Source organism: Bradyrhizobium sp. MI1.10, from assembly GCF_055811035.1.
Genome location: NZ_JBVVPN010000005.1, coordinates 108,368 through 133,317, shown reverse-complemented (window position 1 = coordinate 133,317; position 24,950 = coordinate 108,368). Strand labels below are relative to the sequence as shown.

9 protein-coding genes and 1 riboswitch are annotated in these 24,950 nt (G+C 65.8%); of the genes, 4 read left to right on the top strand and 5 right to left on the bottom strand.

Translation table 11 applies throughout. The annotated features are described in order from the left end of the window. Positions 1-25 precede the first annotated feature (25 nt). Both AC0L3K_RS07615 and AC0L3K_RS07610 read left to right on the top strand, forming a co-directional pair. On the top strand, positions 26-16,894 hold the full coding sequence (locus AC0L3K_RS07615; RefSeq protein WP_473365722.1) for a leukotoxin LktA family filamentous adhesin: 16,869 nt from the start codon (positions 26-28) through the stop codon (positions 16,892-16,894). Positions 16,895-16,905: 11 nt separating this feature from the next. After that, positions 16,906-18,600, top strand: a complete 1,695-nt coding sequence (locus AC0L3K_RS07610) for a ShlB/FhaC/HecB family hemolysin secretion/activation protein (protein WP_473365721.1) — start codon at positions 16,906-16,908, stop codon at positions 18,598-18,600. Positions 18,601-18,618: 18 nt separating this feature from the next. Here AC0L3K_RS07610 and bluB read toward each other — a convergent pair whose 3' ends face one another. The 3 genes from bluB to cobU are packed head-to-tail and all read right to left on the bottom strand — an operon-like array spanning position 18,619 to position 20,538. Next, positions 18,619-19,251 carry a 5,6-dimethylbenzimidazole synthase gene (bluB, locus tag AC0L3K_RS07605; RefSeq protein ID WP_219681022.1) on the bottom strand — a complete coding sequence of 211 codons (633 nt, stop codon included), beginning with the start codon at positions 19,249-19,251 and terminating at the stop codon, positions 18,619-18,621. Positions 19,252-19,255: 4 nt separating this feature from the next. Beyond that, positions 19,256-20,038: an adenosylcobinamide-GDP ribazoletransferase gene (gene cobS, locus AC0L3K_RS07600; RefSeq protein ID WP_473365720.1), complete on the bottom strand. Its 783-nt coding sequence runs from the start codon at positions 20,036-20,038 to the stop codon at positions 19,256-19,258. After that, positions 20,035-20,538, bottom strand: coding sequence for a bifunctional adenosylcobinamide kinase/adenosylcobinamide-phosphate guanylyltransferase (gene cobU, locus AC0L3K_RS07595; protein WP_473253393.1), 504 nt, complete (start codon positions 20,536-20,538; stop codon positions 20,035-20,037). The genes cobS and cobU overlap by 4 nt, the downstream gene beginning before the upstream one ends. 122 nt (positions 20,539-20,660) lie before the next feature. On the opposite strand from cobU, the gene cbiB reads away from it, so the two are divergent. After that, entirely contained in the window at positions 20,661-21,599 is a 939-nt protein-coding gene (cbiB, locus tag AC0L3K_RS07590) for an adenosylcobinamide-phosphate synthase CbiB (RefSeq protein WP_473365719.1), read from the top strand. A gap of 11 nt (positions 21,600-21,610) precedes the next feature. After that, positions 21,611-22,573 (top strand): threonine-phosphate decarboxylase CobD, encoded by a 963-nt coding sequence (cobD, locus tag AC0L3K_RS07585; RefSeq protein WP_473365718.1) that lies wholly within the window; start codon positions 21,611-21,613, stop codon positions 22,571-22,573. Here the strand turns inward: cobD and AC0L3K_RS07580 are convergent. Beyond that, entirely contained in the window at positions 22,562-24,010 is a 1,449-nt protein-coding gene (locus AC0L3K_RS07580; RefSeq protein WP_473365717.1) for a cobyric acid synthase, read from the bottom strand. The two genes, cobD and AC0L3K_RS07580, sit on opposite strands and share 12 nt — an antisense overlap. A 10-nt stretch (positions 24,011-24,020) precedes the next feature. After that, positions 24,021-24,656 (bottom strand): cob(I)yrinic acid a,c-diamide adenosyltransferase, encoded by a 636-nt coding sequence (gene cobO, locus AC0L3K_RS07575; RefSeq protein ID WP_473365716.1) that lies wholly within the window; start codon positions 24,654-24,656, stop codon positions 24,021-24,023. A 40-nt stretch (positions 24,657-24,696) separates the two neighbouring features. Then, positions 24,697-24,914, top strand: a riboswitch (cobalamin riboswitch). The last annotated feature ends 36 nt before the right edge of the window (positions 24,915-24,950 follow it).

The following is a 24,950-nucleotide window of genomic DNA, read 5'->3' as shown; positions in this document are numbered from 1 at the left end:
CCAGTGCCGATGAAGAGGATCTGAAATGCGCCGACCATCTGCAAGGCGAGACAATGACGAGCTGACGCTGCGGGGGCTTGCGCGCTTCCGTTCGATGTCACTGCTCTGCGCGATGCAGATGGTCTTCCTGCCGGTGTTCAGCGTTCGCCTGCAGGCGCAGCCGGCGAACGTGATCACGCCGGACGGCCGCACCGGGACCAGCCTTCAGACGTCCGGCAGCGTCACCAACGTCACGACGTCGACCGTCTCCGGCACCAGTGCCTTCAACTCGTTCTCGCAGTTCAGTGTCGGGAAGGGCAACACCGTCAATCTGCAACTGCCGACCGGTACGCAAAATCTCGTCAACATCGTTCGCGACGCTCCGGTCTACGTCAACGGCACGCTGAACTCCTACATGAACGGCGCGATCGGCGGTAACGTCTATTTCGCCGATCCCAAGGGCTTCGTGGTCGGCCGCAGCGGCACGGTCAATGTCGGCAGCCTCAACGTCTCGACGCCGACGCGCGAGTTCACCGACAGTCTGATCGGCGTGCAGGGGCAGATCAACGGTTCGGCCGTCGCCAATCTGATGGCGGGGTCGTTCCCGGTCTCGCCGGACGGCAACATCCGGATCTACGGCCGGGTCAATGCCATCGACGGCGTGCGCCTGACCGGGCAGAACGTCCTTGTCGGTGGTGCCAGCCAGCGCGACATTGCCAATCTCGATCACGCCGCGAAGTTCGCAGCCTCGGTCAATTCCAAGGGGCTGCGCAGCGCCGCCGCGATTTCCGTGCGCAATGGCTCCATTCACATCGGCGCCGTCAACAACGCCAGCGTGAACGGACGGCTGACCGCGCGCAGCAAGACCACGACGCCGAGCAACATCACCGTCGTGGCCGGCAACCAAGCCGAACTCGGCAAGAATGCGCGGTTGAGCACGGCGAGCAGGACTGCGGATGCCGGCGGCGTCCTTGTCAAGGCCGGCAACGACGTGACCGTGAAGAGCGGCGCGAAGATCAATGCCAGCTCGAAAACCGGCAATGCGGGCCTGGTCGAGCTGAGCGGAAACGGCGTCATCGACGTCGGCAGCGGCGTTACGATCAATCTCGCCGCCCCCAACGGCCGGGCCGGGACGCTGCTGATCGACCCGACCGATGTGGTGATCGGCGACGCCAGCCAGGGCGACGTCGGCGTAACCCTCGGGAACACGTCCGTCGCCAACGCCATCGCGGCGCTCAGCGCTGGTGGCACCTATCTGGTTCAGGCCGACAATTCGGTCACGCTGGCCGCGCATGCGGTGATCGATGCCCGCAACCTCGACGCCACCAAGACTCATTCCGTCGGCAACGCCATCAACGTCGAAATCAACGCGCCGACCATCAGCATCGTCAACGGAGCGCAGATCCTCGCCCAGGCGATCAATACTGGTGGAACGACCTACACCAGCGGCAGTGTCACGCTTGCAGCCACGGCGAGCCAGACCCTGATGTCTGGCCACGCCCATGCGACCACGGGCGTCACCGTTGACGGCACGATCACCGGCGGCGCGATCTCGATTAGCGCGAGCTCCACGGCGGTGGCGAGCTTCACGAGCTCACTCGCTTCGACCTTCGCGCTTGTCGGCGAGTCGGTCCCTGGCATGATCCTGGGCCTCAACGGAGGCTATGTCGCGGCGAGCGCAACCGCGACCGTGAACATCAACGGCCATGCCAATATCTCCGGCAGCGGCAACGTCTCGATCAGCGCGTACGGGTCGGAGAGGGCCGAGGATCCCGTTATCGCCTCGTCGCTCCTCGGCGTATCGCCGGTCGGCGCTGCGGTCGTGGTCGGGAACATCGCCGGCAACGTCACCACCAACGTAGCAAGCAATGCGACGATCAGCGCAGGTGGTAGCCTCGGCATCAAGGCCACCAACGATGCCACGATGAACGTCACGGCCGTATCGCTGACCTCGAGCGCGGTTCTCGTGGCGACGGTGGCCTATTCGACGGCGTCGGTGACGACCACGGCAAACGTCGCGACCGGCGCCCACCTGAGCGTCGGCACCGCGAGCGGATCGACCGGTGGATTCGCGCTGCGCGCGCTGAATAACAACAGCTTCTCGACGTCCGCGACCTCCGTGGGGCTGGATAATCCGGCCCTGAACGGCGGCGTCGGCGGTGCCGTCGCGATCAGCAACGTCAACACCTCGGCGACCGCGACCCTCGGGTCGTCGCTGGGGTCCAGCACGTCGAACCGGATGAACGGCTCGGTGACGGTCGAGGCGACCTCGAACACGACGTCGAATTCGACGATGTCCTCGACCATCACAGGTACGCCGGCTTTGATCGCCGGACTCCAGGGTGCCCTGGTCGTGGGCACGATGAATCCCAACCTGTTCTCCCAGCAGTTCAGCACGCTTTTCACCGCGGATCTGAACCTGAAGGCGGCGGCGGCCTTGACCATCGCGCGCAGCACGGAGAGCGCGACGGCGGCGATTGCGCAGAATCCGAGCGGCGGCGCGCCGTCGATCTATACGTCGGGCAACGTCGCCGTCATCAGCAACGTGATCGACGTGGGCGTGCGCAGCATTGCGACGGCCTCGGCGATCAGCTCGAGCCCGGTCGATGGTCAGTCGACGGCCGTTGCCGCAGCGGTCGCGTGGGGCGATTTCACGCACAATTCGAACGCCTATATCGGCGGCGCGACCCTGATCAATGCGCCGGAGATCGGCGTCTCGGCAAACACCTATATGCCGATCACCAACACCTGGTTGCAATGGGCCTCGCTGACGGATGTGCTGAGGCATCTCAACGGCAATCTCGGCGTCGGCGGCAGCATCTTGACCAGCTACGCCAACTCGACCGCGGACGCCGGCGACACCGTCGGCATCGCAGGGTCGTTGAACAATTTCATGGTTCACAACAACACCACGGCCTGGGCCGCGACCGGTGCCAGCCTGACGTCGACCTGCACGGTTGCGAGTTGCGGCAGCGGCGCGTGGACGGCTGCGCTGGACAGCGGGGCGACGCAGGCCTTCGACGCGACGCTCGCCATCGCGGCGACGGCCTATTCGGCCTCGATCGACGCTGCGGGCAATGTCGGCACGCTCGGCTTCCTTCCCGGCAACACCTCGGGTGGCTCGTCGCTGGGCGGCGCGCTCAATCTGGTCCAGTTCTGGAACAATACCATCGCCGGCGTGGCGTCCGGCGCTTCGCTCGGCGCGACCGACAACGTCTCCATCACGGCATCGACCACCGACCAGTTCTTCGGCGTTGCGCCGACATCCGGCAAGGCGGCCGGCGCCCTGGCGCTGAACGGCATCACGTCCATCGCGCTCGTGAACAACACGACGCATGCCTCGATAGGCATCGGCGCGACGGTGTCGGCTCCGACGGTGAATGTGCTCGCCCAGCAGGATCTGTCGATGCTGTCGGTTGCCGGCGCGGTGTCAGCCGGCGGCAACTCCGCCGTCGGCCTCGCCGTCGCCTATCTCGGCGCGACCACCGACACCGCCGCCTATGTCGGTGACAATCACAGCGACATCCGCCCGGGCCCGTTCAGTTCGGACGATCCGTTCTCAGGGAACGGCGGCGGTAACGGGTCGGTCACGGCAGACCATCTGGCGATTTCCGCGACGACCGCGGGCCGGATCACCGCGGCGTCGATTGCGGCGGCGATCTCGGAACCTTCGGTTTCGGACTTCGGCACCAAGGCCGGTGCCGTCGGCGCAGCCGCGACCGGCGGAGCGGGCGGGATTTCAACCGCGCTGGCCAAGGTTGGCTCGTCGTCGGGCGCCTCCAGCAGCGGCTTCACGATCGATCTTGCCGGCAGCTCTTCCATCAGCGATGTGAGCCTTGGCACGACCGCCTCGATCACCGGCGCCACGATCAACCGCTACTCGCCGAGCCCAACGGCCACCTTGTTAGTCCAGGCGCTCAACGACACCATCCTCAACAACGGCTCGGGCGGCGCCGCCGCCAATCTGGGAGGGAGCGCCGGCTCGACGAGCGTGGCCGTCGACGGCACCATCGCTGCGGCGATCTCGAACAATGTGACCAAAGCCTTCATCTCCAACTCCACGGTCAACAACCAGCAGTCCGTGACCGTGCAGGCATTGAACGGCGGATCGGAAACGGTCGTGGCGATCGGCCTTGCCGCGTCAACGCGGTCCAACGCCGCCTCGATCGCGCTGTCCGTCGGCATCATCACCGACAGTGCGCAGGCCTATATCGAAAATTCGACGATCGCCGGCGGAAGCACAGGCGTCCTGCGGGCTCTCGAGGTCGATGCTTACCAGACCAGCAACATCGCGGTCGGCGGCGGTTCGCTCTATATTTCCGGCGGACAGGGCGGCTTCGGCGTCGCCATGACGTATGCTTCGATCGGCGATCCCTCCGGCGGCAACGCGACCGACGCGCACATCAAGTCCACGTCGATCAGCAATTACGACTCGCTTCTGGTGCTCGCCGACAATGCCAGCATCATCGCGGCCGGTGCCGCGTCGGCCGGGGCAGGGTCGAACGGCCTGTCGGGTTCCATCGTCGTCGACGAAATCACGTCCACGACCACGGCCTATATCAGCAGCAACTCGACGGTGAACATCAACGTCGGGCGCGTGACGGTGCTGGCGGACAGCGGCGCTGTGTCGGACCTCGATACGGCGCTCGGGAATCTCGTCAAGAAGTCGAACAACAATCATCTCGCGTCGGACACGTGCACGGCCGCCGCCGGCAACGGCACGGCGAATTGCATAGATTTTGGCGCGGCGGCGCTCAACGACGGCACGGCGAACGGTCCGGGCGCCAGCATCATCTCCGTTGCGGGCATTATCCAGGCCGGCAAGAACAATGTCGGCGCCTCCATGGTGTACGATACCATCGCGACGACGCATTCGGCCTATATCGCCAACGTCCGGATGTCGACGATCGGCAGCGTCAGTGTGAATGCGGTCGACACCACGAAGATCCAGTCGGTCACGATTGGCTTCGGTCTGGCGACCGGTCAGTTTGCCGGCGTCGGCGGCATGACAATCAGCTCGATCGCCAATAATGTTTCGGCGGCAATCGGCAACAACCAGTCCGACACGACGCAATCGACCGTGACGGCCTCCGACATCTCCGTCACCGCGACCGACAATTCCAGCATCACCGGCGCCGCCGCGGTCGCTGGCGCCTCGACGCAAGGCAGCGCAGCGGGCCTGGCCCTCGTCTACAGCAGCATCGCCAACAATGTCAGTGCCGGCGTCACCGGCTCCAAGCTGACCGCCTCCGGCAATGTCGTCGTCAACGCGAACTCGAATGCCGATATCTCGACGGTTGCCGTCGGTATTGCGATTTCCTCGCAGATCGGCCTTGCCGGTTCGGTCGCCACCAATCTGATGGGAACCAACGTCACCGCCAGCATCACCGGCGGGGCCGACGTCGCAGCGAATAACAACGTTGCCGTGATTGCCGGCAATAATGACAAAGCCGGCGTTTTCGCCGGCGCCGTGTCCATCAGCAAGGGCGCGGCAGGCGGCGCGGGCTCGATGGTCACGAACAAGATCACCGGCACCACCGCGGCCTATATCAGCGGGACGACAACCAAAGTGGATGCGCGCGGAACCAGCACGAGCGACGTGCTTTCCGTCAACAGCGGCACGCTCGCGCACGCGATCGATCTCGGCGGCTTCAGCGCGCCCACCGACACCACGCCCGATCTGAGCGAGACCCAGGAGAGTGTGCGCGGCCTCGCCGTCGTCGCCAGCTCGCACCAGGCCGTCGTCACCAACGTCGCCACCCTGTCCGCGGGCTCGGGCATCTCCATCATGATCAATCCGATCACCAATGTGATGAGCGGATCCACCAGGGCCTATATCGACGGCGCGGCGATCGACACGCGGCTGGCAAGTTCGACGCTGGACCCGCAGATCGATGTGGCCGCCAGCAGCTTCTCCTATTCGGGCGCGTTCGGCGCCGGCGTGGTGCCGCCAACCGGGAGCGGGGGCGGCGGTGCGACCATTCTCAGCACGACGATGTCGCGCGACACCGAGGCCTATATCACCAATGCGACCGTTGGTGGCGTGCAGTCGGCGAGCGCAACGGTGGGCGCCGTCACCGTGAAGGCCAATGCCGAGCAGGACGCATCATCGATCGCGGTCGGTTTCGGCACCGGCTCGGTCGGGCTGAACGTCTTCGTCGCAACTACCGAGGCCTATGTCGACGGCGGCTCCCTCACGGCGTCGTCGCTCACGGTCAACGCCTACGACGCCACAGGTATCGCGTCGGCGAACGGCTCGGGCGCCTATGGCAGCCAGGCCGCGATCGGGGCGGCGTTCCTGGTTCAGGTCTCGGCGAACCGGACCGAAGCCTATGTCGGCGACGAGTTCCACTATCAGGGCAACGGCGCGGCACACACGACTGCGGTCAATCTGAGCGGCGCGCTCGACGTCGAGGCAACGACGAAGAACCGCTTCCAGGCCTATTCGATTGGCGGGGCACTCTCGACCGGCACGGCGGCAATCGCCGGCATGGCCAACATCGAGATTGCCAACAACACCACCATCGCTGGCGTCTACGACACCACGCTGCAGTCCCCCACTGGCGGTTCGGCTGGTGCGGTCACGATCAACGCCACCGAGGACGTGGCGATCAAGGAGATCGCCGGCGCGCTTTCGATTGCCGCCAGCGGGTCCGGCGTCGGCGTGGGCGCGGCGGCGAACGTGATCGTCTTCAAGAGCCAGACCATTGCGGAAAGCCGCAACAGCGACCTCAATTCGTCCGGCGCGATCAACGTCGGCGCGCTCAGCACCAAGGAAGTCCTGTCCTACGCGGTCACCGCCGGCATCGGCGGCAGCGTCGGCATCGGTGCGACCGTCGGCGTCATCATCATCGGCACCAACACCGCCGATCCGGATACGCAGGGCGAGCAGACCGGCCAGCTCAATCAGGGCAACAACGGCACCCTCGCATCAGTGAACGCGGGCACCAATTCCTCGCATGGCAGCGACGCGGTCGCGGGCGGCACCTCGGGCAATCCGAGCAACGCCAACGCAACCTCGACCTACGACGTCAGCACCGTCCTGACCGGCGGCAATGACGGCGTCACCGCCCAGATCGCGGGCGGCAATGTGACCGGCACGCAGGTCAACGTCGCCGCTACCAGCGCCAACGCGACCAAGATGTTCCTGCTCGGCGCGGGCTTTGCCAAGAACGTCGGCATCGGCGCCGGCATCGGTTACACCAGCGTCGACAGCAGCGTCCTCGCCAATCTGAGCGCGATCGTCTCCGCGCCGTCCGTCACGGTTGCGGCGCGGGTCAAGGACGCCGATACCGGACCTTATTCGGGCAAGACCGTCGACAGCGAGGCGATCGCCGGCGGTGCAGCGCTCTATTTCGGCGCGGATGCGGCCGTGGCGGTCGGCAACGTCGCCAATACCGTCACGGCCCAACTCGGCGGCTCCGTGACCGGAACGGGCGGCACCGGCGCCACTGGCGTCGCCGTGATGGCGATGGACAGCTCGACTCAGAGCGTGACCGCGGGCGGCGGCACCGGCGGCCTTGCAGCCATCGGGGTGTCGATCGCGACCACGGGACGGTCCAGTTCAGTCGCGGCAAAGGTGCTGTCGAACGCGACGGTGAACAGCTCGACCCTTGCGGTTGGCGCCGCCGAGGCCGGCGCAATGTCCGCTTCCGCGACTGCGGTCGCCGGCGGTATCGTCGCCGGTGACGGCGCAGTTGCGACAGCGAAGGAAAATTCGACGGTCCTGGCAGAGATCGGTTCCAGCTCATCGATCACCACGTCGGCGACGGGCGCCGGCACGCTGGTGTCGGCATCGATCACGCCCAAGCTTTCGAGCAAGGCGATCGGTGTCGCGGTCGGCGGCGGCGCCATCGGCGTGTCCGTCGCGGAATCGATGGTGACGGCCACCGTCACGGCCGATGTCGGCGACAACACCACCTTCTCGGGCGGTGCGCTCGGTGTGACCGCCATGGCGCTGGTGCCGACCGGCGGCACGACGACTTACGCCTGGTCGCTCGCGGGCGGCGGCGGCTCGTTGATCGGTGCCCAAGGCAGCTATGCCAGGGCGTCCGAGAACGCGACGGTGAGTGCGTATGGCGGCATCGGGATCCATCTTCCCAATGCCGACGTGGTCATTGCCGCAGAGAACGACAGCAGCCAGTACGCCGAGTCGACTGGCCTCTCGACCGGGTTCCTCGCCATTGGCGCGACCGTCGCACAGGTCTCCTCGAGCGCCCACACCTACGCCTATCTCGGGGCCGGCGCGGTCACCGCCGCGTCCAACACGGGCGTTCTCCAGATCACCGCCACGGGCACGGATACCAACGTCGCCAGCGCGCTCGTCGGTGCGGGCGGCACCTATGCCGGCGCAGCAGCGGTTGCGACGACGGCCACCACCGCGGTCACCGACGCCATGCTCTATGGCGAGGCGACGGACAACACGCTTTATTTCGGCGGCCTCAACATCAAGGCCAAACATACGACGAATTATGCCGGCAGCGGTGATGCCTATCAGGCCTCTACGGCGGGCGCCTCCGGTGGCAGCGCGCAGAACGATGTCACGTCGGCGACCACCGCTGAAATCGGCACGCATCTGATCGTCAACTCGGCCGGCGGCGATATGGTTGTGATCGCCAACGACGTGGTCAACCAGGCTGGTGGCGGGGCGCGGTCTGGTTCCGGCGGCGTGTTTGCCGGCGCGGCGGCGCTCAGCAAGTCCAGGGTCACGCAGACCGTCACGACCAACATCGACGCCGGTACGATCCTGAGCCTTAATGCCGATCCGAGAACGACGACGGGCGCAATCAACATCGAGGCCTACAACACGCTGAGCACGACCGACACGGTCAATTTGAGCGCCGCGGGCCTGTTCGCCGGCGGCGGCGCCGAATCCGACATGACGGCAAACGCCACGCTCACGGTCAACATCCAGGCCAGAGAGCTGTTCAGCGCCGGCAACATCTATGTCGGCTCGGCGTCGCGGATGGCGGCAAACAATTACGCCAACGCCAGCCTCTATGGTGCGGTCGGCGGAGTCGGTGCCAGCACGAACGCATGGGTGCATGCAACGCAGAACGTCAATGTCGGCAGCAGCTCGACAGTGGAGGCCTGGGGCAAGATCAACATCGCCGCAGGCCTGGCCGGCGACGGCAGCGTCTACAGCAGCGTGGCCGCGAACGCGACGACGGTGGTCTACAACAACACGGTCGTTGCCATCTCGGGCCTCTATCGCGGCACCGCCAACGCCGACGACGACACCAGCCTGACGCTTGCCATCGGCTCGAAGGTGCTCGGCGCCAACGACATCTCGCTCACCGCGACGCCGGGCCAGGTCACGGCCTCCGGCCTCGGTAGCAACTACAATCCCTACCTGGAGATCTTCAGCGCCAAGAACAGCGACAACCACAGCAACGACAACAGCGGCGGGACCGGCAATGTCGCGCTCAACGGCCTCGTGGTGGCCGGCATCCACAATGACGAAACGATCACGATCGCGCTTGGCGCGAGCACGCCGACCCTGTCTACGACGAGCCCCTACGATCCGCTCTCGCTCGAATACGTCTCCGACGTCGATCATTTCAATCGGGTGATGAGCTGGAACCACCAGACGATCCAGTACACCATCGTGGGCGGCTTCAATCCTTACCAAACGATCGTCGCTCAACTCGCATCTCTGAGTGGCCTGACGTCGACGCAGGTCCAGACGGCGCTTTCCGCCACGCAGCCCTCGATCAATTTTGGCGGCACCGATCCGACCGGCGAGATCCAGCGCCAGATCAATACCCTGATCCAGCAGGCGCCGTTCGCTGCCAATGCATCCGGCAACGCCTTCGCGTTCGGCGATATTATGGTGTCGGCCGGCAACGTTTCGATCCTGGCGCAGAGGCTGTCCGGGGCAGGTGGCGCAGGTCTTGCCGCACCATCGGTGATCGCGCGCTCTTCGCCCATGATCAAGATTGAAAACCAGGGCCTCGATTTCGTCGCGCTGTCGAACCTCACGATCACCAACGTGACGGGGGGGCTGGTCACGCACCCGCAGGTCGACCCGGGGTCGTCGTCGAACGTGACTTTCACGTCGAACAACAGCGCGACGCCGATCATCGACATCTCGGCGGTCTATAACCGCAAGGATCCCAACACGGGTCTCGGTGTCGACCAGAACGGCAACACCCTGACGCGCACGCCCGACATCTACTTCGACGGCGTCGTCACCAACGAGAACGGCCTGCTCAAGATCACCAACAATCTCGGCAACGTCGTCGCATCGCAGACGTTCGATGCTGCGACAATCCAGATGGTGGTGCCGAACGGCTCCTTCACCTTCAATGGCGGCGTCGGCAGCATCTTCAGCTCCAACCACGACGTGGCCTCGCAATGGGCCAATACCGAGTACAAGCCGGCTGACAACGACACGCTGACGGCGGTGATGGCGGCGGCGACCTATCTCGGTGCCTATGGCGCCTACGACAGCGGCGTGCATATCGCTTCCGGCGGCAATCACCCGTATTCCTATTATTGCTGCGCCTCCGGCAGCGCGGGCGTCGCCGGTACGGCGAGCAACAGCACTGTCTTTACGGCGCGGCTGCTGGATCTCTATTACGACGGCCTTTCGCTCTATTCGGCGATCTTCCTGCCGATGGGTTCGGGTGCGCCGGGCAACGGCAACGAACACGCCGGCAGCACTCCCGACGCGTCAACGCTCGCGACGATCGAGGGGCCGACCAGGCAGACCATCAGCACCGCCCCATGGGAGGCAAGCACCTATGATGGCCAGGGCGTCTATAGCGGCTCCAGCCCGTTCAACTGCTCGCATTGCTCCGCCTACTTCCAGGTTATCAACATCCAGCCCGATGTGATCACGCCGAAGACGGCGAACACGGCGACCAACCCGCCGGCGAATGCGCCCTTCATCATCGGCAAGGCGATCATCCTGTCGGCATCGGTTCTCAACATCAACGGCACCATCCAAAGCGGCTCGAGCAGCAACTATTCGGTCAATATCGGCACCGGCGCGCTGAACGCCATCAACGCTCTGAAGGCCGACAGCTCGGCCTTTGCCCAGGCCCAGACCAACGCGCAGCACGGCAGCTATGTGGATTTGACGCAATATCTGTCGAAGGTAAGTGGCAGCGACGTCCAGGTCGGCGCGAGGTACAATGCCGCCACCGACCAGATCCTCCTGAATGGCGTGGTGCAGGGGTCCGGCGGCTACGTCTACCTGAACGGCAAGATCATCTCGACCTCGACCGACGGCACGCCGCAGGGCAACATCATCGTCAACGGGGGCGCCGGCACGATCACGGTGAACAACACCACCGGCCTTCAACTCGTCACCAACACGATCAATACCGGCGTCAGCGCAGCCAGCGTGATCGAGATCGTCGATCAGCTCAAGGCGCAGACGACGTGGTACGTCTACAATCCTGCCGCCCCGGGCGGCCAGCAGGTGTCGACGTATCGAACCAACAGCGTCAATGCGAGCCAGTACGACGGCTCGATGCTTGCCGCGACAAGCGGCACGGCCGGCCTGCAATACGCGCCGCAAGCCAACATGTACTACCAGTGGGTCGACACCGCGCGGCTGGATCGTTCGACGACGAGCACGCAGTTCGACTATGGCTGGCAATACACCTCGCGGGATCCCAACAGCGGTAGCTCCTTCGTCCGCACCACCAGCCTGGTCTCGGACGTGCAGCAGGTCGCCAACGGCGCCACCACGGGACAATTGCAGAGCACGAATTACCAGGAGGTCGTCACCGCGACCGGTTCGGCTCACGGCGGCGGCGGCAACACCCATTCCGACAAGTGCTGCGGCGCGGATGGACAGTACGATTGGTTCCAGGAGATCTTCGATCACCTGACGCTGACGCTGACCAACACCGTCAAGGCATCGAACCCCATCAACATCCAGTTCAACGGCGGCGGCGCCAGCACGGTCGCGGTCACGTCGAACTCCGGCATCGTCATCAACGGCCCCATCAACAACCTTCAGGGTGCGACCTCGGTCGTGGCCACGGGCGCCAGTTCGGCCATCACGGTCGGCGTGAACGCCAACAACCCGGTGATATCGGGCACCAGTGTGTCGCTGTCGGCGGCGGGCGGCATCGGGAGCATCGGTGCCGGCGGGGCGCCGGTCTCCGTGCAGGTCTATGGCGGCAGCCTCACCGCCAATTCGATCGACCACGATATTGCGATCGCGGCCGTGGGCTCGCTGTCGATCAACCAGGTCAAGGTGAACTCGACCGTGGCCGGCGACGCGCCGCAGGGCAGCGTCTTCATCTCGGCGACCGGCGACATCAACTCGGCGTCCGCCTACAGCGTCGCCAACCCTGTCGTCGTCGGCAAGAACATCGAGATCAGGTCCACCGGCGGTGCGATTGGCGCGGTGACCGGCGTCAGCAACGGCGCGACCGTCCTCACCAACATCAATCCGCTCGTGATCCAGGCGACCGGCACGACGCTGGTCGACGGCAGCGTCGATGGCGGCATGCTCAACAGCTATTCGACGACCGGAACCTACATCGTGCAGTCCAAGGGCGATCTGCGGCTCGGCACGGTCGAGTCGAAGAGCGGCCCGGTGTTCCTCGAGGCCGCGGCCTCCGATGGGGCGCAAGCCAGGATATTGAACGGCCTGTCGTCCGGCGGCCTCACGGCCGAGCAGAGCGCGCATCTGGCGGATGTCTGGACCAGCCTGGACCTCCTCAGCGGCAACGGCGCGACCGCAGCCGTCAACAGTTACCAGACCATGGTCACGGCGGCCTACAACGACTACTTCCAGCTCAAGAACGTCGCCTTCGCGAACGGCAACACCTATAGCCCGACCTCGGTGGGCCTGACCGTGCTGCGGGCGCAGGTAGCCGCCAAGCTCGGCATCGATCCTTCCGCGGTCTCGACGACGGACATGCAGAATGAGGCCACGACGCGCTTGCTGAAGGACCAGTTCCTGCTCGGCATGATCGACACGGTTCAGGTCAAGGCCTCGCTGACCACATTGCTCGGCACCGCGCCCTCTGACCCGCTGGCGACGCTGTTCGGCAGCACGCTCTCGTCGAACCTGTTCACCAGATTGTTCGACGGCGTGGCAACTGGCCATCAGCTTATGCCGACCAACACGGCCCTGCAGACGGCGCTTGCGACCTACAGCTCGAACTATGCCTATACGCTCGCTCCGACCGAAAAGCTCTACGGGATGATCACAGCGGGCTCGCAATGGACTCAGAGCCAGCTGGCCTACACCGTCTCTTCCTCAGCGGTCGGTGCACCGCCACCGCCGATCAGCGAGGATGTCGCGGCCAACATCAAGGCCAGCCAGGTCATGCTGTACACACCGAACGGTTCGGTCGGCCAGCTCGCGGCGCCTCAGACGTTCACGTTCACGAGTGTCAATGCCTCGTCGCTGACGTCCGCCCAGAAGGGACTGCTCGCCTCGGCCGGTCCCGGACAGCTCGTCGTCAACTCCTCGACCGACCCGACGACCGGCGTCGTGACCTACAACGTCACGCTGTCGCAACAGAGCCTCGTCATTCTGGACAATCCAACCGCGGTCACCGCCAAGGCGCTGTCGGAGGTCTATCTCGGCAGCAAGAACAGCCTCGTGCTCGGCGGCATTGCGGCCGCGAGTTACGGTCCGATCGCTGCCGCGCAGGCCGGCGGCATCCAGGTGACCGGCAGGGGTGACGTCAAGCTCGATGCGGTGGGCAGCATCTCCGCGGGCGTGAGCGGGGTTCCTGTGATCTCCGGCGACATTCCCAACCTCTCCCTGATCGCCGAGCACGGCAACATCGGCAGCGCTGGCGCGGCCGGAGCCGACCCGGCGGCCAACGCGAACGCGATCCAGATCGCCTTCGCGAGCCCGACCAGCGATCATCTTGATCAGGTGTCGTCCGGACTGGGCGTCTATGTGAAGCAGACCACCGGCGACCTGGTCCTCGGCAACGTCTCAGCGACCGGCGCCATCCAGTTGGCCGCGACAGGCAGCATCTATGCCGAGGCTGGAACCAACTTCGCCGATCGCACGGCGGTGCATATCGTCGGCACGGATCTCGATCTGCGCGCCGGCGGCGATATCAGCTTCAACGGCGCGACGTTCCAGCCGCTTCAGGTGCAGCTCTCCGGCGCGCTCACAGGCTCCGCGGTCGGCGACCTCAGCATCCTGGTCGTGGCGCACGATCTCGCGGTGGGTGCGACCGGCACCTACGGCGCGCTGACTGCGGGCGGGACACTGACGCTGAACGTGCCGCACGGCGCGATCAGCATCAATGCCGATGTCACCAGCGTTGGCCTGATGCAGCTGCTCGCAAACGCCGCTGTGACTTTCGCCGATGGCACCAGCGCGGCGCCGGTGGTGGCCAGCAGCTCCTCGGGCGGGGTGACGCTGGCTTCCGCCTCACTGTCGATGGGCGCCTATTCGGCCATCAACGCGGCCGGCGTGATCTCAGTGATCACCACGGGCAACGCGACGATCGGCCAGCTCAACTCGTCGCTGTCCTATGCGGCGGCCTCGAACGCGCCGTCGATCGTCGTTACCGCCGGCGGCGTCGCTTCGCCCGGAGCGATCATCGACAACGGCGACGGTCAAACGAAGATCGTCGCGTCCGGCTCAGGGGCAGAAGTCTCGCTAGACGCATCGAACGGCATCGGCAGTGCGGCGGCCCGCCTCATCCTCAGCGCGGCTCGGCTTTCGGCGAGCACGAGCGCCGGTGGCATCTACCTGAAGGCTCTCACCGACACCGAGGCAAGCCTGTTGTCCGCAGTGAAGGGTGGCGTGGATCTGGTTGGTTCAGGCGGCTTGACGCTCGACCAAGTACTGGCGGGCACGGCCACGGGTGCGAGCGGCAGCTTCAGCGCCGTCGCGAACAATGGCAGCATTGTCATCGGCACGGCCGACAGCAGCGGCTCGCAAACGGTCCACGCCAGCCAGAACGTGACGTTCAAGTCGCTGGTTACGGCCGGCTACAGCGGTGATGTCGGTAACATCAACGTCACGGCCGACAACGGCTTCATCCTGGCGCAGACGGTGATGTCGGGCGGCGTGACGACGCTCGGCTCGGTTTCGGCCCATGGCGGGGCGACACTGGTTGCAGCCTCGACCATCACCGGCAACACGCTCGCCGCCAGCACCGGAGCGGGCCTGTTGAGCGCCGGCGGGCCGATCAACTGGAACGTCCTCAACGTCGGCACGACGCTCAACGCGACCGCGGGCCAAGGCAGCATAGGCTTCAAGATCGCGCAGAGCGGCGGCACACAGACCATCCACGCCCACGACAACGTCAGCTTCGACGCGCTCACGTCCACCGGCTACAGCGGCGATGCCGGCAGCATCAACGTCAATGCAGACAACGGCTTCATCCTGGCGCAGACGGTGATGTCGGGCGGCGTGACGACGCTCGGCTCGGTCTCCGCCCATGGCGGGGCGACGCTGGTCGCAACCTCGACCATCACCGGCAACACGCTCGCCGCCACCACCGGAGCGGGCCTGCTGACCGCCGGCGGCGCGATCAACTGGAACGTTCTCAACGTCGGCACGACGCTCGACGCGACCGCGGGCCAGGGCAGCATCGGCTTCAAGACCGCGCAGAGCGGCGGCACACAGACCATCCGCGCCCACGACAACGTCAGCTTCAACGCGCTCACGTCCACCGGTATCAACGGCGACGCCGGCAGCATCAACGTCAATGCGGACAACGGCTTCATCCTGGCGCAGACGGTGATGTCGGGCGGTGTGACGACGCTCGGCTCGGTCTCCGCCAACGGCTCGGCCAGGCTGATCGCGGCGGGCACCAACACCGGTCATAACCTCACGGCCACGACCGGCAGCGCTGTCTTGAGCGGCACTGTCGTTCGTTGGGATAATCTCACGGCCGGCGGCACGCTCGACGTCACCGCGACTGTCGGGGGGATCACTCTCGGCACCGCGATCAGCGGCGGCACACAGACCCTGCATGCCGTCAACGACATCGTCTTCAACCAGCTCACCACGGCGGGTATCCCGGATGATGCCGGCGATATCGACCTGCGCTCCGATGCCGGTTCGATCCGGGGCGGATCGATCTTCGGCAACGGCGACACGCACTTCGCTTCAGCGGGCTCGGTCTCGCTCGACCGGATCAGGGGCAACACGGTCAAGCTGTCCTCGCCGGGTGACCTGACGATCGGCTTCGTCAGCGTGGTGAGGGAGCTCGACCTTGCGGCGGATACGATCAAGGTCAATGGCGAGCAGATCCGCTCGACGCCGCAGGTCCCGCTGATCATGAACGTGACCGGCTACAACGGCGGCACCGCGACCTCGGCCAACGTCTCGATCGATCCGGACGGCATCATCATCAACCAGTTCAGGGTGGTGGATGCGAACTTCTGGACCGACGCCCACGCCGTGGCGATCCTGAACGGCTATGTCCCGGGTCAGCTCATGCTGACGACAGCAACCCAGCAGGTGCTGCTCAACAACCGTACGCCGGCGCCGTCCAACTGGCCGTCGCTCCAGCTCTACCAGCCGGGTGGCGTGTTCACGATGAGCCAGGTTGGGAACGCCAATGTCAGCAACACCTATGTGGTGTTCTACACCGGCGGCGTCTCCGCGACCGTCACCAATTACGGGCCGACCCACACCTGCTGCAACGACTTCACCGGCGCCAGCATGATCCGCAACATCTCCGTCGACGGCGAGGGCAACGAGAACATCGAGACCTGGCTCGCGAAGAAGGACGGGGGGACGTTCTACCTGCTCGGTCTCTCCGGCAAGGCGCGGCTCGATGCGCTGCTGACGCCGCGACCGGTCGAAACCATCGGGGCCGGACCCGCCGTCAACATCGAGGGATTGAGCGACATGCGCAAGCTGCGCCGGCAGGGTCAGCGCGTGGGACGCACCGGCTGGAAGGACGCGGCGATCGAGGCGGCGAAGCCGGCCATTGGCCGTCTCGCACAGGCATGGTAACGGGACCAGGGATGCGGATTCTGGGGGCAGCGTTAGGGCTTGGGCTGGCAGCGTCGTGCATCGCCCCCGCGCGGGCGCAGATTCCGTCGATCAATCCCGGCGTGATCCAGAACGACGTCGACCGGCAACGCCGGCAGCTCGAACAGCAGAGCGCGCCGCCCAAGCTCAACGGGCCGGCGGTGATTGGCGGCGAGCGGGAGAAGTCCCAGCTCCTGAAGCCGGGCGGGCCGAAATTCCGCCTGCACAAGGTCGAGTTCGACGCCTCCAAGTTCATTACGCCGGCCGAGCTCGACGAGATCGCGAAGAAGTACGTCGGCAAGAACGTCGACATCGCCTCGCTGCTGCAGCTGGTCGCCGACATCAACGCCCTCTATACCGAGCGCGGCATCGTCACGGGCATTGCGACGCTGCCCGAGCAGGATGCCAATGGCGGCATCGTCCGCATCAAGCTGACCGAAGGCCGGCTGCAGAAGACGACCATCGAGGGCAACAAGCAGACCCGCACCGAGTACATCCTTCAGCGCGTGAAGGAGCCCGAAGGCGAGGTCCTCGACGTTCCGAAACTCAATCGCGACGTGATCTGGTTCAACCGGACCAACGACGTGCAGATCAAGGCTCTGCTGCAGCCCGGCACCAGCTTCGGCCTGACCGATCTCCAGTTCGCCGTGATCGAGCCGCCGGTCGACACCTTGCAGCTCTTCACCGACAACCAGGGCGCGGAGAATACCGGGCGTTGGGAGGGTGGGGCCTTCTACAAGCGCCACGGCCTGTTCGGCGTCGACGACCGCCTGACCTTCTACGGCGTCCGTTCCGACGGCAATCTCAACGGCAACGTCGCCTACAGCATCCCGGTCAATCCCTGGGGCGGCCGCGCCGGTGTCAGCTATACCGAAGGCAAGATCAAGATCATTCAGGGACCGTTCGTCGCGCTCGACGTCACCGGACGCTCGAGCCAGGCCGCGGTCAATTTCAGCCAGCCGGTCTGGGTGACCCAGAACTGGCTGGTGCTGCTCAACGCCGCGGAGACCGAGGGCAAGACGGTCAGCCGCTTCGCAACGGTGGCCGTGACCCAGGACCATTACGACAAGGCCACGGCCGGCCTCTCGGTGACCAATTCCGGCAATACCTATTCGATCACGGTTTCGCCTGCGGTGAACTACATCGCATGGCAAGACCACGTGCTCGGCAACAACCGCGCGTTCAACACCTATACCGGCTCCATGTTCGCGACCAGCGCCGCGGGGCCTGCAAATTTCAGCACCAACGTGCTGGCGAGCTGGCAGTACACACAGGAAAAGCTGCTGCCGGGCGACCAGATCTTCTCGATCGGTGGTCCCACCACCGTGCGCGGTTATCCCTCCAACTCGGCGTCCGGCGACAGCGGCTATTATTTCAACGCCGAGCTGCACTACAACTGGTCGCAATGGCTCCGGGGTTTCGACACTTACATCTTCACCGACTGGGGGGCGGTGTACTCGACGTTTCCGGGAATCACCGAACTGGGCTCGGTCGGCGTCGGCTTCTCCTGGACCTACGCCTCGTTCATGACGTTCGAGGCGAATTACGCGACGCCGCTGAAGATGGCGGTCTCGACCCAGCACCACTACGAGGCCTATGGCCGCGTCGTTCTCCGGCCGTTGTTGATGTTCCAGAAGCAGGAAAGCCCCGCGCCGGTTGCGGCCGTGGCCGGCAGGAGCAAGTCGTAGGGCGTATGGGGCACGCGCTTAACGCCGCAGTGTGAATTCTTCCGCGCCGCGCCGCTGCTCCCACTTCGCCTGTTCCAGCTCGGGCCGGTCGCATTCGACTTCCGGATAACCGATGCAGAGATAGGCGATGAATTTCCAGGTGTCCGGCACGTCAAGAATGGCGTGGATGCGATCCGGATGGAGGATCGATACCCAGCCAAGCCCGATGCCCTCGGCGCGCGCGGCGAGCCACATCGCGGTGATCGCCGCGACCACGGAATATTCCGTCGTCTCCGGCATCGTCGCGCGGCCGAGGCCGTGACCGATGTCGCTGGCCTTGTCGGCGAACACGGCGAGGTGCCCCGGGGCCTGTTCGAGACCCGATAGTTTCAGCGTGGCATAGCGCGCTGCACGTTCACCGGCATAGGCATTCAGCGCGTCGGCGTTGCACGCTTTGAAATCGTCGACCACGGCGCGACGCCGCGCGACGTCGTCGACGATGACGAAGCGCCAGGGCTGGCTGAGTCCGACCGAGGGCGAGAGACAGGCCGTCTCGATCAGGCGATCGATGGCGCCGTCAGGCAACTGATCGGCGCGAAAGCGGCGCACGTCGCGGCGCCACACGAACAGCTCGCGCAAGTGCTGGCGGAAGGCGTCGTCGAATTCGACCATCGCGTCACCCTCCGATCTGGAAAGCTGCGGCAACCAGGAGGATCAAAATCTCGCCGGTCTGCTCGAACGCGCCGAGGATGTCGCCGGTCTGCCCGCCAATCTGGCGGATGGCAAGTCGCGCCAGCATCAAGCCGGCGAGGGAGAGCAGGATCAGGCTCACTAGCGCCTTGCCGGGCCCAAGCGCGAGCGTGAGCGTGAGGATTCCAACAGCGAATGCGATCGCAACGCTGCGGCCCGGCGGTGATCCGGCGCTCGCCGACAAGCCGTCAGGTCGTGCAGGTGCGACCTGCGACATGAAGGCCGGCAAGCCCGCGCGGGCCGCAGTATGCGCAGCGCACAGCGCGAGCGCGACCGCCCACGGATTGGCGATCGCCGCGAGCGCGCTCCAGCGCAGGCCGAACGACAGGATCAGCGCGCAGGCGCCATAGGTGCCGATCCGGCTGTCGCGCATGATCTCGAGCTTGCGCTCGCGCGTGCGGCCGCCGCCGAGCCCGTCGGCCGTGTCGGCAAGGCCGTCCTCGTGCAGCGCGCCGGTGATAAGGGCGGTCGCGGCCAGCGCGAGCAGGGCGGCAAGGTTCGGTGTCAGACCGAACCGGCTCGCGACCTTGTAGACCAGGGCGCCGGCAAGGCCGACCAGCAGTCCCGCCACGGGCAGCGCCCAGGTCGCGCGCGCGACGGCGCCGTCAGCTGCGGGCTTCGACGATGCCACGGGGAGGATCGTCACGAACGATGCCGCGATCCTGAAATCGGCGATGACGTCCTGAAAGAATTCGGCGCGCGGCATCATTTTAATTTCATCGGCAGGCCGGCGACGACGAACTCGGCCTCGTCGGCAACGGCCGCGATGGCCTGGTTCATGAACCCGGCGGCGTCGCGGAAGCTCCGCGCCAGGGCATTGTCGGGGACGATGCCGAGGCCGACTTCGTTGGTCACGAGAACGACGGGGCTTTTCAGCCGGGGCAGGGCACCGGCAAGCTCCTTGATCTCGCGTTCCCAGTCGCGCTCCGTATGCATGAGGTTAGAGAGCCACAGCGTCAGGCAATCGACGAGCCGCGCGCCGCCGCCGTCGCTTGCGACCAGCGCGGGAACGAGATCGAGCGGCACTTCGCGTTCGATCCAGTCTGTTCCGCGGCGCGCGCGATGCCCGGCAATGCGCGCCTCCATTTCGGCATCGAGAGCCTCGGCCGTCGCGACATAGACCGGCTGCCCAGGAAAGGCGCGCGTGCGCATTTCCGCACGCTTGCTCTTGCCCGATCGCGCTCCGCCCGTGATCAAGATGACGGCCATAAAGGTCTCCTGTAGCCCAGCACTAATCACCAAACGCGGCCAAAAACAAAGCCGAAATCCGCCAATCAGGGGCTTGCGCTCCGGCCACCCTTTGCGCAACAGGGGCAGGACAGGAGACGGGTGTGGGTTTTGCGGGTGCGATGGCGGTGGCGATGGCGGTGGATGCCCTGTTGGGCTGGCCGTCGTGGTTGTTCGCGCGGATCGGCCATCCCGTCACCTGGCTGGGCCGGCTGATCTCTGCCATCGACACCGCCTGGAATCGATCGTCTGATCCGCCGGCGTTTCGCCGCGCCGCCGGTCTTGCCGGAACGCTCGCGGTGATCGGGCTCGCCGTTGCGCTCGGCTGGGCGCTTCAGTCCCTGCTTCCCTTGGAGATCCAGGTCGTGCTGGTCGGCGTCCTCGCCTGGCCGCTGGTCGCGCTGCGCTCGTTGCTCGACCACGTTGCTGCCGTCGCAAATCCCATGCGGGCCGGTGACATCGCCGCCGCGCGCGACGCGGTCTCGCGCATCGTCGGCCGCGATCCCCTGACGCTCGACGAGGCCGGCATCGCGCGCGCGGCGATCGAGAGCCTCGCCGAGAATGCGTCCGACGGGATCGTCGCACCCGTGTTCTGGGGCGCGCTGTTCGGTCTTCCCGGCATTTTGGGTTACAAAGCGATCAACACGCTGGACTCCATGATCGGCCATCGCTCCGAACGCCACGAAGCTTTCGGCTGGGCCGCGGCGCGCATCGACGACGTCGCCAATTTCGTTCCGGCGCGGCTGACCGGATTTCTGTTCGTGCTGTTGGCGCCACGGCGATCAGAGGCGCTGTCCTGCATGACGCGGGATGCACGCCGTCACCGTTCGCCCAATGCCGGCTGGCCGGAAGCAGCGATGGCGGGTGCGCTTGGTGTGCGGCTCAGCGGTCCGCGGATCTATCACGGCAGCACCACGAACGAGCCATGGCTGAATGAAGGTGCGCGCGATCCGCTTGCCGCCGACATCGATCGGGGATTGACGGTCTACCGCCGCGCCATGCTGCTGCTCGCCGGCCTCCTTGCGATCCTGGCCTTCGCGTGAAAGAACAGCGCATGCGCGAGCACGGTGGAAATCTCGATCAGGCCCAGCAGCGGTTCGGCGGTCGCGCGGAGGACTGGATCGATCTGTCGACCGGGATCAACCGCCTGCCTTATCCCGTGGGCGAGGTGAGCTCGCGCGCGTGGAGCGCGTTGCCCTCGCGCGGCGAAATCGAGGCGCTGCATCAGGCGGCGCGGCACGCTTACCGCACGAGCGCGGCGGTTGTCGCGCTCGGCGGCGCACAGGCCGCGATTCAACTGCTGCCGCAACTCGCGCCGCCCGGCCGCGCGCGCATCCTCGCGCCGACCTACAACGAATATGCCGGGGTCCTCTCGGCTGCGGGCTGGGAGGTCCAGGAGGTCGGGGAGCTCGACGCACTGGCGGGCGCGGACCTCGCCATTGTCGTCAATCCCAACAATCCCGACGGCCGATGCCACACACCAAGGGATTTGCTGTCACTGCTGCCGCGCGTCGGCCGTCTCGTCGTCGACGAGAGTTTTGCCGATGTGGCACCGCAGCTTTCGCTTGCATCCGAGGACCGGCCGGGGCTGCTGATTTTGCGCTCCTTTGGAAAGTTTTACGGCCTTGCCGGCCTGCGGCTCGGCTTCGCGCTCGGCAATTCCTCCGACATCGCCAGGCTCGCATCGATGTCGGGGCCTTGGCCGGTCTCGGGACCGGCGATCGCGATCGGTTGCCGCGCTCTGCATGACGATGCCTGGGCCGAGGCCACGTCCGCGCGGCTGGCGCGAGACTGCGTTCGCCTCGACGGCATGGTGCGGTCGCAAGCCTGGACGCTCGTTGGCGGCACGCAGCTGTTTCGTCTCTACGAGACGCCTGACGCGCTTGCCGCGCAGGAGAAGCTGGCGCGTCGCCATATCTGGTCTCGCGTGTTCGCGCGGGAGCCGACATGGCTGCGCCTCGGGCTTCCGGGCGGCGACTCCGAATGGACGCGCCTTGCCGAGGCTCTAGCGCGCTAGCGCGAGCAGGCCGTCGACGTCGAGATGTTGCTCGATGTGATCGGCGAGCGCATCGAGCGCGCTCTCGACCCTGGCGTGATAGGGCTCGGCGCCGGCGGGAATGTCGAGCTTCGCCAAAAACGCCTTGCGGAAATCATCCGACGTGAACAGGCCGTGCAGATAGCTGCCTTGCACGCGTCCGTCGCGCGAGATCGCGCCTTCTGGTTCCCCGTTCAGCCTTGCGAATGGCCGCGCGCGATCCGGCCCATCAGTGCGGCCGATGTGGATTTCATAAGCCTCGATCGGCTGGTCCGTCGCGGCATGCACGGCCGCGACAAGCGTCAATGTCTTCTGCGGGCTCATCACCGTCTCGACATCCAGAAGTCCGAGACCCGGTGTATCGCCGGCGGGGCCCTCGATCCCCTCGGGATCAGCGACGCTACGTCCGAGCATCTGATAGCCGCCGCAGAGGCCGAGCACATGGCCGCCTCTGCGGTAGTGCGCCAGGAGATCGATGTCCCAGCCCTGCGCGCGCAGAAAGGCGAGGTCGCCGCGCGTAGATTTCGAACCGGGAATGATGACGAGCCTGACGTCGCCGGGAATTGCCTCGCCCGGCCGCACCATCACGAGATCGACGCCAGGCTCGAGCTTGAGCGGATCGAGATCGTCGAAATTGGCGATCCGCGACAGCGCGAGACAGGCGATCTTGCATTGGCCCGGCTTGCGCGCATCGCTCAGGCCCAGCGCATCCTCAGCCGGCAGCTCGCCGGCGCGCGCGAACCAGGGCAGCACGCCAAAGCCGCGCCATGCGGTCTTTTCTTCAATCAGCTTATAGCCGTCGTCGAACAGCGTGGGATCGCCGCGGAACTTGTTGATGACAAAACCCTGGATCATCGCGGCATCATCCGGGTCGATCACCGCCTTGATGCCGACGAGTTGCGCGATGACACCGCCGCGGTCGATATCGCCGACCAGCACGACCGGCACGCCAGCCTTGCGCGCAAAACCCATATTGGCGATGTCGGCCTTGCGCAGGTTCACCTCGGCCGGGCTGCCGGCGCCTTCCACCAGCACGAGATCGGCGCGCGCCTTCAGCCGCTCGAAGCTCTCCAGCACGGCGCCCATCAATGACGGCTTCATCGCCGCATATTCACGCGCACGCGCGGTCGCGATGCGTTTTCCCTGCACGATCACCTGCGCGCCGACATCGGTCTCGGGCTTGAGCAGCACCGGGTTCATGTCGGTGTGCGGCTCGACGCCGGCGGCGAGCGCCTGGAGCGCCTGGGCGCGGCCGATCTCGCCGCCGTCGACGGTGACGGCAGCATTGTTCGACATGTTCTGCGGCTTGAACGGGAGCACGCGCAGGCCGCGTCGAACAAACGCGCGCGCGAGACCGGCGACGATGAGCGACTTGCCCACGTCCGAGCCGGCCCCCTGGATCATCAATGCGCGCGCCATCGCGAGTTTCTTAGAACTCGACGCCGGCTTGCGCCTTGATGCCGGAGCGGAAGGGATGCTTGATCAGCGTCATCTCGGTGACGAGATCGGCGATCTCGATCAGCTCGTCCTTGGCGTTGCGCCCGGTGAGCACGACATGCGTCATCGGTGGCTTCGAGGTCACCAGGAAATCGACAACTTCGGCGATGTCGAGATAATCGTAGCGCAGCGCGATGTTGATCTCGTCGAGCACGACCATGCGGAGATTCTGGTCGAGGATCAGCTCCTTGGCCTTCTCCCAGCCGGCACGCGCAGCGGCGATGTCGCGGGCGCGGTCCTGCGTCTCCCAGGTAAAGCCTTCGCCCATGGCGTGGAACTGGCAGAGGTCGCCGAAATGGCCGGTGAGCATGCGGCGCTCGCCGGTGTCCCAGGCGCCCTTGATGAACTGCACGACCGCGCAGGGGAAGCCATGGGCGACGCAGCGGACGATCATGCCGAAGGCCGAGGACGACTTGCCCTTGCCGGCGCCGGTGTGGACGATGATGAGGCCCTTTTCGGCGCTCTTGGTCGCCATGATCTTGTCGCGGGCGACCTTCTTCTTCGCCATTTTCGAGGCGTGACGGGCGTCGGTTTCGTCGGCCGTCTGGGTATCCGGTTCTGACGTCATCGGACGGGGTCCTTCGGCTTGACAAGAGGCGGTCGGGGGCAAATGGTGGCCCGGCGTTGGTTCCTGTCCTACGACAGGCGAAGAGGGAATGCGATAGGGGCCGAATCGGCAAGATTTGGTTCCAAAATGCAGCCGCCCCCGCGACCGTGACCGGAGAGATGCCCGAAGCCACTGATCCCCTGGGGATCGGGAAGGCGGGGATCGAAGGGGAAACCCTGCTCCGCAAGCCGGGAGACCTGCCAGCGCGGACGATTTTGGACCGGCGGACGGGGTGTTCCGCGACGGGGAAACGGG